The 14,238-nt window shown below is 71.6% G+C and carries 11 protein-coding genes and 1 pseudogene; 4 read left to right on the top strand and 8 right to left on the bottom strand.

Annotation, left to right across the window (positions count from 1 at the left end; genetic code table 11):
* Nucleotides 1-48 precede the first annotated feature (48 nt).
* On the bottom strand, nucleotides 49-180 hold the full coding sequence (locus tag CLT74_RS31000) for a hypothetical protein (RefSeq protein WP_486581883.1): 132 nt from the start codon (nucleotides 178-180) through the stop codon (nucleotides 49-51).
* 183 nt (nucleotides 181-363) lie between these two features.
* Nucleotides 364-1,455: a DNA glycosylase AlkZ-like family protein gene (locus tag CLT74_RS01260; RefSeq protein WP_099844900.1), complete on the bottom strand. Its 1,092-nt coding sequence runs from the start codon at nucleotides 1,453-1,455 to the stop codon at nucleotides 364-366.
* A 171-nt stretch (nucleotides 1,456-1,626) separates the two neighbouring features.
* On the opposite strand from CLT74_RS01260, the gene CLT74_RS01255 reads away from it, so the two are divergent.
* Nucleotides 1,627-2,229 (top strand): DUF998 domain-containing protein, encoded by a 603-nt coding sequence (locus CLT74_RS01255; protein WP_099844899.1) that lies wholly within the window; start codon nucleotides 1,627-1,629, stop codon nucleotides 2,227-2,229.
* A 91-nt stretch (nucleotides 2,230-2,320) separates the two neighbouring features.
* Complete coding sequence (locus CLT74_RS01250; RefSeq protein ID WP_099844898.1) at nucleotides 2,321-4,171, top strand: thiamine pyrophosphate-requiring protein; 1,851 nt, start codon at nucleotides 2,321-2,323, stop codon at nucleotides 4,169-4,171.
* Nucleotides 4,172-4,283: 112 nt separating this feature from the next.
* On the opposite strand, the gene CLT74_RS01245 is transcribed toward CLT74_RS01250, so the two are convergent.
* The 4 genes from CLT74_RS01245 to CLT74_RS01230 all read right to left on the bottom strand — a co-directional run bounded on the left by CLT74_RS01245 (nucleotide 4,284) and on the right by CLT74_RS01230 (nucleotide 9,552).
* Nucleotides 4,284-6,473, bottom strand: a complete 2,190-nt coding sequence (locus CLT74_RS01245) for a transglycosylase domain-containing protein (RefSeq protein WP_099844897.1) — start codon at nucleotides 6,471-6,473, stop codon at nucleotides 4,284-4,286.
* A gap of 290 nt (nucleotides 6,474-6,763) precedes the next feature.
* Nucleotides 6,764-7,570, bottom strand: coding sequence for a hypothetical protein (locus CLT74_RS01240; protein ID WP_099844896.1), 807 nt, complete (start codon nucleotides 7,568-7,570; stop codon nucleotides 6,764-6,766).
* A gap of 397 nt (nucleotides 7,571-7,967) precedes the next feature.
* Nucleotides 7,968-9,077: an SPFH domain-containing protein gene (locus CLT74_RS01235; protein ID WP_099844895.1), complete on the bottom strand. Its 1,110-nt coding sequence runs from the start codon at nucleotides 9,075-9,077 to the stop codon at nucleotides 7,968-7,970.
* A 4-nt stretch (nucleotides 9,078-9,081) separates the two neighbouring features.
* Nucleotides 9,082-9,552 carry an NfeD family protein gene (locus CLT74_RS01230; RefSeq protein ID WP_099844894.1) on the bottom strand — a complete coding sequence of 157 codons (471 nt, stop codon included), beginning with the start codon at nucleotides 9,550-9,552 and terminating at the stop codon, nucleotides 9,082-9,084.
* A gap of 83 nt (nucleotides 9,553-9,635) precedes the next feature.
* Between CLT74_RS01230 and CLT74_RS01225 the strand changes: the two genes are divergently transcribed.
* Nucleotides 9,636-10,955, top strand: a complete 1,320-nt coding sequence (locus tag CLT74_RS01225) for a serine hydrolase domain-containing protein (protein ID WP_099844893.1) — start codon at nucleotides 9,636-9,638, stop codon at nucleotides 10,953-10,955.
* A 39-nt stretch (nucleotides 10,956-10,994) separates the two neighbouring features.
* Here CLT74_RS01225 and CLT74_RS01220 read toward each other — a convergent pair whose 3' ends face one another.
* Both CLT74_RS01220 and CLT74_RS01215 read right to left on the bottom strand, forming a co-directional pair.
* A complete protein-coding gene (locus tag CLT74_RS01220) occupies nucleotides 10,995-12,323 on the bottom strand; it encodes an AI-2E family transporter (protein WP_199172036.1) in 1,329 nt (442 codons plus the stop codon).
* 75 nt (nucleotides 12,324-12,398) lie between these two features.
* Nucleotides 12,399-13,211: a DUF3097 domain-containing protein gene (locus CLT74_RS01215; RefSeq protein WP_099844892.1), complete on the bottom strand. Its 813-nt coding sequence runs from the start codon at nucleotides 13,209-13,211 to the stop codon at nucleotides 12,399-12,401.
* A gap of 204 nt (nucleotides 13,212-13,415) precedes the next feature.
* On the opposite strand from CLT74_RS01215, the pseudogene CLT74_RS01210 reads away from it, so the two are divergent.
* A pseudogene (locus tag CLT74_RS01210) lies at nucleotides 13,416-14,207 on the top strand (hypothetical protein); the annotation flags it as partial.
* Nucleotides 14,208-14,238: the final 31 nt, after the last annotated feature.

Here is a 14,238-nt window from a genome sequence, read left to right as displayed (position 1 = left end):
GCGGTGGTGGTCCGGGCCGGCATCGCCGACCCGGACCACCGGTTCGCGTCAGACGGCCTGGTCGCAGCACATCACGCGGGTCGACGGCTGACGGACGTCGGCGGCCTCGGCCGAGTCCTCGACCTCGGGGGTGGCCTGCTCGGTGATTTCGGTCTCGACGACCTCAGTGATCTCCGACATTGTGCTCTCCCTTCCTGATGCCCGCGCCGCGGTCGCTGACCGGTCGGCACGAACAGGTGTTGGATGGCCCGCTGTGGAAGGTCCCGTTGACGAAAACGTCACCCGCAGCGGTTATTAGGAACGCTATTTCCACGCCCGTGGGGCAGCCAGGAGATTGACCGGCAGTTGACCGGCAGGTGGCGGCTACGGCAGCTGGGATCGGCTGGTCTTCAGGCCCAGCCAGGTGGCGAGAGCGTCGATCTCGGCGTCGACCTCGGCGGTCATCGCCCGGGTGAAGGGGACGTCCTGGTGCAGGGCGTTGACCACCAGGACACCCGCCCGGCGGTCCGCGGTGGCGTCCAGCTTGCCGACGAGCCGGTCGTGATGGAGTACGGGCAGGGCGAAGTAGCCCCACCGACGCTTGTCCCGAGGCTTGTACATCTCCAGGAGGTACTCGTAGCCGAACAGCTGCTCGGTGCGTACCCGGTCGTGGATCAGTCGGTCGAACGGCGACAGCAGCGCGGTGCGCCCTTCGAAGGGCAGCCCGAGGTACGTCGGGTCGACCCGCCAGGTCCCGGGTACGCCCTCGACCACGGCCTCCTCCCCCGCGACGCCGACGAACGGTGACTCACCCGGGGTCAGCGTGCCACCGGAGCGGGCGATGCCCAACGCGGCGAGCCGGCGCTCGTCCCGCAGCCGGGCCGCCTCGTCCGGATCGAGGTCGGGCAGGTCGACCGGGTACACCCGCTCGGGCAGATCCCAGTAACGCTGCCGCCCCTTCCGGCCGGAGATCGCCACCTGGCCCTGCCGGGCCATCAGTTCGAGCATCTTCGTGACGTTGCGGTTGTTGGTCCAACCGCTCGACGGCCACGGCACCACACTGGTGTCCGGGACGTCCCGGGACAGCAGCGGACCCCTTGCCGCCAGGAGCGCCAGGATGTCCCGACGGAAGGACTCGTTCTGCTCGATCCAGGCTCGGGCGGACGGGTGGGTCGCGGCGCGGGCCTCGGCGATCACGGCGGGCAGATCGCCCGGCGTCCGGATGTACGCCACCGTCTCGACCAGGCTGCGCTCGACCTCGATCGCCCTGGTCAGATGCGCCGGATCGTAGGCCGGACCGAGCCGGCTCCACAGCACGAGATCGGCGCTGGGCGCGATGGCCGCGGTGGGGTCGAGTTGCAGGATCGTGAGGCGCTCGACCACCTTCACCAGGTCGCTCGGGCGCGGCTCGGCGAGCAGTTGGGCGTGGATCGCGATCCGGCGGGCTTCGTCCCGCGTCAGGCGGTGGGCGACCATGCCGCCGACCCTATCCACCTGACCTTCGTCGAATGCGACGCGGCCGCCAGGCGCGACGGCCACGGCAGCCGAGCACGCCGGGCGGCATGACCATCGGCACTGGCCCGCCGCCGGCTCGACGGGTGTACTGGGCCGACGCAGATTCCGGCCCGATTCAGGAAGAAGGCTCGGGTGACCTTGTGGGTGGGTGCCGCCGGTGCGGCGCTGTTCGTGCTGGTGTTCCTCGTCGACGGCGGGAGTCGGCCGGACTACTCACCGGTGCGTCATCCGGTGAGTGCCCTGGCGCTGGGTCGGCGCGGCTGGGTCCAGACGGCCAACTTCATCGTCTCCGGCACCGCGATCACCGTGGCCTCGCTCGGACTGGTCGTCGCGGGCCCGAGCGTCCTGATCGGTGTCGTTCTCACCGTGTTCGGGCTCGGCCTCGTCGCGTCCGGGGTGTTCCGGATGGATCCGATGCTCGGCTACCCGCCGGGCGCTCCGGCCGGGATACCGGAGCAACACAGCATCGCGCATCGGCGCCACGATCTCGCCGGGGCCGTCGTCTTCCTGTCCCTGCCGGTCGCCGCGGCAGCCGGTGCGTTCACCCTGCCCGGGATGGCCTGGAGAGTCGTCTCGGGTGGTGTCGCCCTCGCCCTGTTCCTCGGGCTCGGCTGGTTCGGCTGGGCGTGGGAGCAGACCTCGCCGCGCCTCGGCCTCATCCAGCGCGCCGTCATCGTCACCGGGTGGGGCTGGCTCGTCGCACTCTTCGTCTGGCTGGCCCTGCGGCCAGGCTGACCGGAACATGTCCCGATCGGGTGGTTTCGTTCATGTCGGGCCGGGGATGCCGGGCCACTCCGTTCGCAGCCCGACCCGGAAAGGCGCACCGATGAGCGCAGACCACGTCGGCACGCTCGTGCCGGCCGACCCGTGGCCGCTGCCCCGCGAGGCCACCGTCGCGGACCACATCGTGCAGCGGCTCGCCTGCTGGGGCGTACGCCGCTACTTCGGCTTCCCGGGCGACGGCATCAACGGGATGACCTCGGCCCTGCAACGAACGACCGAGCACACGCAGTTCGTCCAGGTACGGCACGAGGAGACCGCCGGTTTCGCCGCCTCGGCGCACGTCAAGTACGGCGGCGGACCGATCGGCGCGGTGCTGGTCACCAGCGGCCCCGGCGCCATCCACGCGCTCAACGGGCTCTACGACGCGAAACTGGATCACCAGCCGGTGGTGGCCCTGGTCGGGCACACCGCGCTCACCGCCGAGGGCGGCGGCTACTACCAGGAGGTGGACCTGCTCGCCCTCTACAAGGATGTGGCGGCGGCGTTCCTGGCCCAGCTCGACCACCCGTCCCAGGTACGCCACCTGGTGGACCGGGCCTGCCGGACGGCGCTGGCCCGGCGTACGGTCACCGCTCTGGTGCTGCCGCTCGACGTGCAGGACCTGCCCGCGGTGCCCAACCCGCCGCACGCGCACGGCTTCTACCACACCAGCAGCGTGCCGAGCAGCGGCCCGACGGTGCCGCCGGAGGCGGACATCCGGCACGCCGCCGAGGTGCTCGGCAGCGGCGAACGGGTGGCCATGCTCGTCGGCCAGGGCGCGCTCGGCGCCGAGAACGAGGTACGCGAGATCGCCCACCGCCTCGGCGCGGGAGTCGCGACGGCGCTGCTCGGGTTCACCGCGGTGGACCACCGCGAGCCGTGGGCGACCGGCGCGATCGGGCTGCTCGGCACCCGACCGAGCTGGCAGTTGATGAACCAGTGCGACCGGCTGCTCATCGTCGGCAGCAACATGCCGTACTCGGAGTTCTACCCGCCGCCGGGGCAGGCGCGGGCGGTGCAGATCGACCACGACGGCACCCAGCTCGGTCTGCGCTACCCGACCGAGGTGAACCTGACAGGTGACGCCGCACCGACGCTGCGGGCCCTGCTGGCCGCGCTCGGCCCGGGCCCGGGACCGACCCGGTGGCGACAGACCATCGCCGGGGCCACCGCCGCCTGGCGGCAGTCCCAACGGGAACTGGCCGAGCAGAACGCCAACCCGGTGAACCCCCAGTTGCTCTTCGCCACCCTCAGCGACCGCCTGCCCGACGACGTGATGCTCGCCGTCGACTGCGGCACCACCACCGCCTGGTACGCCCGGCACATCCGGGTCCGCCCCGGGATGCTGGCCAGCCTGTCGGGCACGCTGCTGTCCATGGGTGGCGCCATGCCGTACGCCCTGGCGGCCAAGTTCGCTCACCCGGACCGCCCGCTGGTGGCCCTGATCGGTGACGGCGCGATGCAGATGAACGGGGTCAACGAGCTGATCACCGTGGCGAAGTACTGGCAGGGCTGGGCCGATCCACGGTTCGTGGTGCTGGTGCTCAACAACCGGGATCTGGCCTTCGTCAGCTGGGAGCAGCGGTCCACCGAGGGCACCCCGATGTTCCCGGACAGCCAGCAGTTGCCCGACATCGCGTACCACCGCTGGGGTGAGGTGCTGGGGCTGCGCGGCGAGTTGGTCGACCACCCGGAGCAGGTGGCCGACGTGTGGGACCGGGCGCTGCGTGCCGACCGCCCCACGGTGATCAACGCGCTGGTCGACCCCGCCGAGCTGATGATGCCGCCCCACTTCACCGCCGAACAGGCCCGCAACACCGCCGCCGCCATGCTGCGCGGCGACACCGACTGGGCCGGCATCATCCGCCGCGGCATCCCCAGCGTCCTAACCACCTACCGCCCCCGCCGCCCCTAACCCACCCCCCACTCCCGCGATCTTGCAGTTCTGGTCGCCGTTATGGGCTCATCGCCGCAAATGCGGGGACAGAAAGTGCAAGATCGCGGACGTGGGAGGGGTGGGGGGTGGGTTAGCCGCGGTTTTGGAGCCAGCGGCGGAGGTCGGACAGGGGGTTGTCGGGGGTGCGGCGGGGGTCGGGGAGCGGGTCGCGTTCGACCGGGCGGCGGGGGGTGCCGACGAGTTCGCGGCTGGGCGGGGTGAAGGACTGTGCCGGCTGGTTTTCGACTGCGGTGCCGATGATTCGGGCTACCGCGTCGATGACCCGGGCCTGCACGGCGGCACCTACCGAGTCGGTCGGGTCGTCCGGGTTGGCGGCGATACCGGCGACCGCGACCTGCGGGGTGTACCCGACGAAGCTCTCCGTGGCTGCCTGGTCGGAGCTGCCGGTCTTGCCGGCCACCGGCCGCCCGTCGAGGATCCGGTTCACGGCGGTGGCGGTGCCGCCGTTGCACTGCCCGAAGGCGGACTGCTGACCCACCGGGCAGCGCGCGGCGTCGGTGGCGGCGCGGGCCACGTCGGCGTCGAGCACCCGCCGGCAGGACGGGTCACCGACCGCCAGCCGCTGCCCGTCCGGCGCGGTCACCGACACCACCGGAAGCGGCGCGCAGTACGTCCCCTCGGCCGCCACCGTGGCGTACGCGTTGGCCAGGTCGAGTGGCGTGGTGGCGGCCACGCCGAGGGTGAACGCGCCCCAGTCGGCGGCGTTGTCGGCGGCGAAGTCAGCGTCGGACTCGGCGCGGAAGGTGATGCCCAGGCGCTGCGCCATCTCGACCACCTTCTCCGGCCCGACCTGCTCGGCCAGCCAGACGAAGTAGGTGTTCACCGAGCGGCCGAAGCCGTCCCACATCATCCGGTAGCCGTCCATCCACTCCGGGTTCGAGTTGGCCGGGCACCAGCGACCGTCACAGCTGCCCTCCCCCTCGGCGGCGTACCGGGTGGGCAACCGGCTGGGCGCGTCGAACCCGGTGGACAGCGTCCGCCCGGACTCCAGCGCGGCGAGCATGGTGAACAGCTTGAACGTGGAGCCGGCCTGGTAGCCGGCGACACCGGCACCACCGGAGATCAACGGGTTGACGGTGTTCGGGTAGTTGACCTGCCCGTCGGGGTTGTCGTCGAGGCTGTAGTGGCGGTTGACGGCCATCGCCAGGACGCGACCGGTGCCGGGCTCGACGGCGGCGATCGGTACGGCACGCGGGTTGTCGTACCCGTAGATGCCGGTGGCCTGGCGCTGCGCGGTGGCCTGGATCTGCGGGTCCAGCGTCGTCACCACACGGTAGCCACCGCGCCGTAGCGCCTGCTCCCGTTCCTGCACGGTGTCGCCGAACTCCGGCTGGGCGACCCACCAGCGGCGCAGGTAGTCGCAGAAGAAGCCCCAGCCGTCACGCCCGCTGGTGGTGGCGGCGCAGCCGTTGGCCTGCTCGCTCGGGTCCAGCGTCAACGTCTCGACCCGAGCCTCGGCGGCCTGCGCGGCGGTGATCGCGCCGGTCTCGACCATGGAGTCCAGCACGTACCCCCGGCGCTCCAACGCCGCGTCGGCGTCGCCGTCGATCGGGCTGTACGCCTCCGGCGACTGCACCAGGCCGGCGAGCAGCGCCGCCTCGGCGAGGGTCAGGTCAGCCGGTGCCTTGGAGAAGTAACGCTGGCTCGCCGCCGCCACCCCGTACGCCCCGGAGCCGAAGTACGCGATGTTGAGGTAGCGGTTGAGGATCTCGTCCTTGCCGAGGCGCTGTTCCAACGCGTTGGCGTACCGGATCTCCTGAAGCTTGCGTCCGATGGTCGGCTCGGTGGCCGCGGCCCGCTCCTCCGCGGTGCGGCTCGGGTCGGTCTTGAGCACGTTGCGGACGTACTGCATGGTCAGCGTCGAGCCACCCTGCCCGCTGCCCTCGGTGACGTTGCTGACCACCGCCCGGAGCATGCCGCGCAGGTCGACGCCGCCGTGGTCGTAGAAACGCCGGTCCTCGGCGGCCACGATCGCCTGGCGCATCACCGGCGCGATCTCCGCCAGCGCCACGTCGGTGCGGTTGACGTCGTAGAACGTGGTGATCAACGTCTTGCCGTCGTTGGCGTAGAGGTAGGAGCGCTGCGGGGTGGCCGGGGTCCGCAACGCGTCCGGCAGCGCGGCGTAGTTCCCGAGCGCCGCCTTCGCGGCGAAACCGAGCAACAGGTTGCCCGGCAGCGCGGCGACCGCCAGGACCAGGCCAGCGAGTACGCCGGCCAGCACGACGGTGAACAGCCGCGACAGCGGCGTAGGGGTGGCCATGGTCCCCAGGATTGCCGCGAAAGCCACAGTCCGGCCACCGCAATTAGCTAGTTGTCAGGCAATTCACCGCCATTTGCCAGCCACCGCCATGCTGGTCAGCCGACTGATTCGTAGGATCCAGCCACACTCCCGGACATCCGGAACAGCCGGTCGCAGGACGGACAACCGGGCATCCGACGGTCACCACCGTCCCGCCGTCGCGGCATGTCGACAACCCGGAACGACGGCCGTCGCGGTACGCCGACAACCCGGGAACGACGACCGTCGCCGCCAGTGGATCGGCAGTTACCTCAGGCCGTTCCCAGCGGACCCGCGCCCGGTCCCATCGGCCCGACCGGGCCGGCCGTGGCGACGCTGGCGCTTGTCGCGTCGCGGAGGATCTCCCGGGGCATCAGGCGACCGGAGCGGTAGCAGATGCCGATGCCGGCGATCAGCACGAAGATCGCCCCGAAGGTCTGCAACGAGCCGATCAACGCGCCGCCGAGGCCGAGCAGCGGGCTGGCGATCATCAGCATCGTCCCGTCCCCGATGCTGAACATCCCCGAGCGGGCCACCGCCCACCCGGTGAGCAACCAACCGGCGCTGTAACAGGTGGCGCCGACCAGCACCAGCGACCGGGCGGTGGTGCCGAAGACCGGGGTCTGCTCGGCGAACCCCGCGAAGGGCAGCATGAGCACCGTACCGGCGATGCTGACCAGCAGACCGGCCACCGCCGCGTGCCGGCTGCGGGTGGCGGCGAGCAACCCGGTCAGCCCGAGCAGGGCCAGCAGGCCGAGCCAGACCGCGGCCACCCAACCGATCAGGTACAACGCCCGCCCGTCGGCTGGGTACGGGTCGTTGCCCACCCCGCCGTCGCTGGCCATCGCCACCGTGCCGTAGAGGATCGCGTACGCGGGCAGCAGCCAGACCGCGGCCCGGGCCAGCCGCCGCAACGACCAGGCCCAACTGGCGTTGGTGGCGGGTCCGGGCGGTGCCGGCTCGTCAACGAAAGGGAGTACGCCGAATCCCCCACCGGTACGCCGGGTGCCGATCGGCCCCTTCGGGTCGTGGGCTCCGGGCACCTCCGGCGTGGACCACAGCCGCCGCACCGGCTCCATGCGTCACCTCGCTCATCCACGAGCGGTGCCGGGACACGCCGAGGCGCCCCGATGCCTGGTCACCACCCGCACTACGACCGATGGTGGCAGCCGCCGGGACACCCCATGAGCATTTCTCGCATTTGCCGTCGCATCCGAGCCTGGCCCCTGGTAATCCGCCCCTCCACTGCGCGGACCCACCGGTCGCACGCCCCGCCGACGCCTGCCCGAGTTACGGCATCCCGGCCCCAACAACGACCCGGAGACCACGAGTCACGGCATCCCGGGCCTACCAGCCAGGCGGAGACCACGAGTTACGGCATCCTGGGTCATCTCACGGCGGCGGTGGCCACGAACCGGGCCAAGACGACGAACCGGCCCGAACCGCCGAAGCGGATCGGGCCGGCAGCGGATCGGATCAGCCGCGCTCGCGCTGGTCCGAGGTGTCGTTCAGCAGGCTCGCCGGGGAGACCGGCTCGGGCGCCGGCAACCCCTGCGGGCTGTTGCCGCCGGTGGCCTGCGCCTCGGCCACGCGTACCTCGTTGTGGATCTCCTCGGCCGCCAGCGCGGCGGCCTGCGCGGCCTCGGCCGCCTCCCGCTCCACCGCGCTGGCGTCCTCGGACGCCTCCTGGCTCGGCACGTCGCCGACCATCTGGCTCAGCCCACCGAGCGCGCCGCCCATGCCCTCCAGGGCCTTGGTCAGCTCGGCCGGCACGATCCACACCTTGTTGGCGGTGCCGTTGGCGATCTGCGGCAGGGCCTGGAGGTACTGGTAGGCGAGCACCTTCTGGCTCGGGTTGGCCTGGTGGATGGCGTCGAACACCTTACGGATCGCCTTCGACTGTCCCTCGGCCTGCAGGATCCGGGCCTGCCGGTCACCGTCGGCGCGCAGCACCGCCGCCTGCTTCTCACCCTCGGCGGAGAGGATCTGCGACTGCTTGTGCCCCTCGGCGGTCAGGATCGCCGCCCGGCGGTCCCGCTCGGCGCGCATCTGCTTTTCCATCGAGTCGCGGATGCTCGGCGGCGGCTCGATCGCCTTGATCTCGACCCGGGTGACCTTGATGCCCCACCGGCCGGTGGTCTCGTCCAGCACGCCGGAGAGGTGCCGGTTGATCTCCTCACGGCTGGTGAGAGCGCGCTCCAGGTCCAGCGAACCGATCACGTTACGCAGGGTGGTGACGGTGAGCTGCTCGATCGCCTGGAGGAAGTTGGAAATCTCGTAGGTGGCCCGGACGGCGTCCACCACCTTGAAGTAGAGGACGGTGTCGATCGACACGACCAGGTTGTCCGAGGTGATCACCGGCTGCGGCGGGAAGCTGACCACCTGCTCACGCATGTCGACCTTGGTACGTACCGCGTCGACGAACGGAACGAGGATGTTCAGCCCAGGGTTCAGCGTGCGCTTGTACCGGCCGAGCCGCTCGACGACGTCCTGGCGCTGCTGCGGCACGATCCGCACCGACTTGGCCAGGGTGACCACCGCGATCAGTGCGACTGCTATCAATAGGGCGGGAACTACGAACTCCATCCGTTCACCTTTCCGTTTCGGGTAGCTCACCGGGAGTAGTGACGTCCCGCCAGACCAGGGCTACCGCTCCCTTGACCTGGATAACCTGCACCCGCTCCCCGGGTGCGAAAACCTGAGTGGCGTCGTAGGCGCGAGCAGTCCACACCTCGCCGTCGATCTTCACCATGCCCCGGTCGGCGTCCACGGCCTCCAGCACCAGAGCGGTCGAGCCCTCGATCGCCTCGATCCCGAAGGTCGCGTCGCTGCTGTCGGAGCTGGTCTGTTTGTGTCGTTGGATGACCGGTCGCGCGGCGAAGACGGTGAGCGCGGAGACCACCGCGAAGACCACCGCCTGCACGGCCACCGGCGCGCCGAGCGCGGCGGCACCGGCGGCAGCGAACGCGCCGACCGCAAACATGATCAAGAACAGGGTCGCCGTGAAGACCTCAGCGACCGCCAGCACCACACCCAGCACGATCCACAGCACGGCATCCACGTAACGATCGTGACATGTCAGTGCACGTGTCATCGAACTGTCATGATCTCAGGGCCGCGACCGCTCACTCCGAGGGAGAATTCGTGCCCCTGCGTCCCGAAACCACCCAACAGATCGACACTCTGGTGGCCGACACGCAGTCCGCCGGCCACGTCCCGTCGCTGATCATCGGCGTGGTCCGCGACGGGACACTGGCACACCTGGCCGCAGCCGGCACGCAGCCATGCCCCGACGCCGACCTCCAGTACCGCATCGGCTCGATCACCAAGACGATGACCGCCGTGCTGATCATGCAGGAACGTGACGCCGGCCGACTGGCGCTCGACGATCCGCTGCGGCGGCACCTGCCCGACGCCGCCGCGGCCGGCGCGGTCACCCTGCGGCAGTTGCTCGGGCACGCCGGCGGCCTGCAACGCGAACCCGACGGGCCTTGGTGGGAGCGCAGCGAGGGCGTCGACCTGACCACCCTGCTGACCGGATTCAGCGCGACGAAGATCGCGTACCCGCCGCACCGTTTCTGGCACTACTCCAACCTGGCGTACGGGCTGCTCGGCGGGGCACTGGAGCGGCTCACCGGGACGCCCTGGGCGCAGTTGGTGCGGGACCGGATCCTGGAGCCGCTCGGCCTGCGCCGCACCACCTACGCGGCCACCGAGCCGTTCGCCCGGGGCTACGTGGTGCACCCCTGGCACGACACGCTGCGGGAGGAGCCGCGTACCGACAGCCGGTCGATGGCACCAGCCGGTCAACTGTGGTCCACCGTCACGGATCTGGCCCGCTGGGCGGCCTTCCTCGCCGAGCCGGACCCGGCGGTGCTCAGCCCCGCCACGCTCGACGAGATGTGCGCGCCGGTGATCCTCAGCGATCCGGACTCCTGGCGCGGCGGGTACGGCCTCGGGCTCCAACTCACCCGCGACGGCGACCGGGTCCACGTCGGGCACGGCGGTTCGATGCCCGGGTACGTCGCCGCGCTCGCCGTGCACCGTCCCAGCCGCACCGGCGTCGTCGGCTTCGCCAACTCCTACGGCTTCCGCACCGGTGGAATCGGTGCGCTCGGCCACCAGATCCTCACCCTGGTGCTCGACGCCGAACCGGCGCCGGACCGGCCGTGGTCGCCGGCCGAGGCACCGCCACCGGCCGAGCTGGCCCCGCTTACCGGCCGCTGGTGGTGGATGGGTACCGCGCTCGACGTCAGCTGGGACCGGGCCACCGGAGAACTTGTCGGCACCCTGCGCGGCGACCGGACCAGCCGTTACGCCCCGGACGGCCCCGACCGCTGGCGCGGCGTCAGTGGCGTCGAGAACGGCGAGGTGCTGGCGGTGCTGCGCGACGAGGGAGGCCGTCCGGTCGCCCTCGACATCGCCACCTTCGTCTTCACCCGCACCCCCGACGACGAGCCCTGACCAGAGCCGGGGACCGGTGACCGGCCCCGCCGGCACCCGTCACGGCGCGGTGGATCGGACCACCACCGCGTCGGGCACCTGTGGCGTCGGCGGCACGGCTGTCGGTGGCGTCGGTGACGGGGGCACGGTTGTCGATGGCGTCGGCGCCGGTGGCGTCGGCCGCTGTCGGGACAGGCGGCGCACCGCGGTGTTCAGCACCGCGATGAGCGGTACGGCGACGAGCGCGCCGACGATGCCCTCCAGCACCACCCCGGCGGTCACCGCCAGCACCACGGGCAGCGGATGCAGCGCCACCGCCCGGCCCATGATCCACGGTTGCAGGACGTTGCCCTCCACCTGCTGCACCACGACGACCGCACCGAGAATGATCAACGCGGTGACCCAGCCGCCGTCGACGAGGGCCACCAGGACCGCGACCGCACCGGAGAGCGTCGCGCCGACGATCGGAATGAACGCGCTGAGGAACACCAGCGCCGTCAGGGGGAAGGCGAACGGCACGTCGAACAGCACGAGTGCGATGCCGATGCCCACCGCGTCGATGAACGCCACGAGCACCGTGGCGCGTACGTAGGCGACCAGGGTCAGCCAGGAGGCACGCCCGGCGTCGTTGACCCGCCAGCGGGCGGCGACCGGGAACATCCCGACCAGGAACCGCCAGATCCGGTCCCCGTCCCGCAGGAAGAAGAAGGTGGCGAAGAGCACCAGCAGCGCGCCGGTGAACACCTCGACCACGGTGCCGGCGGTCGCCAGCGCGTTGCTGGTCAACGCCTGCGAGTTCTCGTTGATCCAGTTCTGCCCGGACTCGATGTACTGGTCCAGCTGCCCGTCGGAGAGTTTCAGCGGGCCGTCGCGCAGCCAGTCCTGGATCTGCCCGATGCCGGCCGAGGCGCTGGAACTCAGCTCGGGCAGGCCCCTGATGAACTCGTTGACCACAAGCGTCAACGTGCCGACCACCGCGGCCAGCCCGCCGATGAGCACCACGGCGGTGGCCAGCGTACGCGGGAACCGGGCGCGCAGCAGCCAGCCGACCGCCGGGGCCAGCAGGGCGGCGAGCAGCAACGCCACCAGCAGCGGGACGATGACGACGCGGATGGCCCCGAAGACCCGCAGCAACGCCCAACCGACGAGGCCGATGACGATGAGCCGCCACGACCAGGCGGCGGCGATCCGCAGTCCCCTCGGCACGTCCGCGTCGTCGCGGCTCGTGGTGGACACGGCCCCGTCCTCCGTCGACGTCACCGGTTCCGGAATCAGCCGGTCCCGCTCGGCACGCCGCGCGTCTTCCCGCTCACGTGCCGTACGCACCGACTCACGACCCGTCGCGTACGCCTGATGCAACCGCTGCCGCAGCTGCCCGAACCGGCTCACGTGCTACCCCCGGGGGTGGTAGGGATCAGGTCGTTCACGGTAGCTGTCGACGGCCCCGCCGGTGTGGTCGGCGGGTCAGTCCGGCTCGGTCACGAAATCGATGAGCCGTTCCATCGCGTTGATCAGCGGCGTCTCCACGTCGGCGAAGTTGTTCACCCGGGACAGGATGTGCCGCCACATGTCGGCCGGTTCGGCGACGCCGAGCGCGGCACAGACGCCCTCCTTCCACGGCCGCCCGGGTGGCACCACCGGCCACGCCGCGATGCCCACCGCTGCCGGCTTCACCGCCTGCCACACGTCGACGTAGGGATGACCGGTGACCAGGACGTGCGGCGAGTTGACCCGGGCCACGATGCGGCTCTCCTTGGAGCCGGGGACGAGATGGTCGACGAGCACGCCGAGCCGGCGGTTCGGGCCGGGGCCGAAGTCGCGTACCTCGGCGTCGAGGGCGTCGATGCCGGACAGCGGTTCCACCACCACACCCTCGATGCGCAGGTCGTCGCCCCAGATCCGCTCGACCAGGGCGGCGTCGTGCACGCCCTCGACCCAGATCCGGCTGGCCCGGGCAACCCGGGCGCGTACCCCGTCCACCGCGACCGAGCCCGACGCGGTGCGCCGCCGGGCCGCCGGCACCGGTGGCCGGGTGGGACGACGCAGGGTGACCGGCCGTCCGTCGAGCAGGAACGCCGCCGGCAGCAGCGGGAAGTTGCGCCGCCGGCCGTGCCGGTCCTCCAGCACGACCGCGCCGGCCTCGAAGCCGACGACCGCCCCGCAGAAGCCGGAATCGGCATCCTCGACCACGAGATCCGGGTCGGCGTCGACCTCCGGGGTCACCTTCCGCCGCCGCCAGTCCCCCGCCAACACGTCCTCGCCGTACCGCCGCCCCATGCCGCCACGCTAATCCCGCGCCCCACCCACCCCAACCCCGACACACCCCGCCCCTCCCCCACGATCGCGATCATGCAGGTGTGGCACGTCATAAAAGCCGCGAACACTGGCCTACCGCCCACCACAACTGCATGATCGGCGCGACGGGGAGGTGGGGGCGCGGCAGTCGAGACACGGACGGGCGTCACCACGTACTCTTTCGGCATGTCCACCCCCGCTGCGGGTGCGGCCATCCTCGCGCCGCGCCGGTCGAGCCGGTTCGTTGCCTGGGTGCGCGCCTGGCGCGCCGGGCTGGTGCCCTTCGACGAGGTCGCCGACGCGGTCGCCGGCACCGAGGAGCACCTGGTCGCCGACGCGCCCGGCACCTGGACTGACGTGTCGCTGCGGGAAGCGTTGCCCACCCTGGCCAAGCTCTCGCCGGACGAGATCCGCCTGGTGCTGCCCGCCCCGGGTGACCCGCGCGGGTTGCCCGGTCCGGGTGATTTCGCCGGTGCCGCGCTGCTGGCCGGCGAAGCCGTGATCGCCGGCGCGCTGGGGCTGATCCCCGAGGTACGCGTGCACACCTCCGGCTCCGGCGACACCTTCGAGACGGTGCTCTGGCGGTTCCACCCGCTGCCAGCGAACGCGCCCGCCGCCTGCCTCACCCTGCCCGGCGCCGCCGAGGCGGAGGCGGAGCTGGCCGCCGCGCTGGCCGACACCACCGCCGCGCTCACCCGACTCGACGTGGCACAGTGGCGCCCGGAACTGGCCGGTGCCCTGGAGGCGCTACGCCGCCCCGACGGCACCACCGACCTGCCACCCGGTTTCGATCCCCGGTCCCGGCGACTGTTCGCCCGCGCCGCCGTACTGGACCGGGTGCTCGCCCTGGCCGGGCACGCGGCCCCCGGCGGCGCGGTCAACAACTACGAGGCCCAGCAGCGTGACGCCGCCCTGCGCCCGCTCACCGCCGCCTGCCGCCAGGCCCTCGTAGCCGCCTGCAACGCCCCCCTCCGCCCTAACCCCACCCCGCACCCCTCACCCACGCCCA

The organism is Verrucosispora sp. CNZ293 (assembly GCF_002754655.1).
This window is presented reverse-complemented; position numbering and strand designations above follow the sequence as displayed.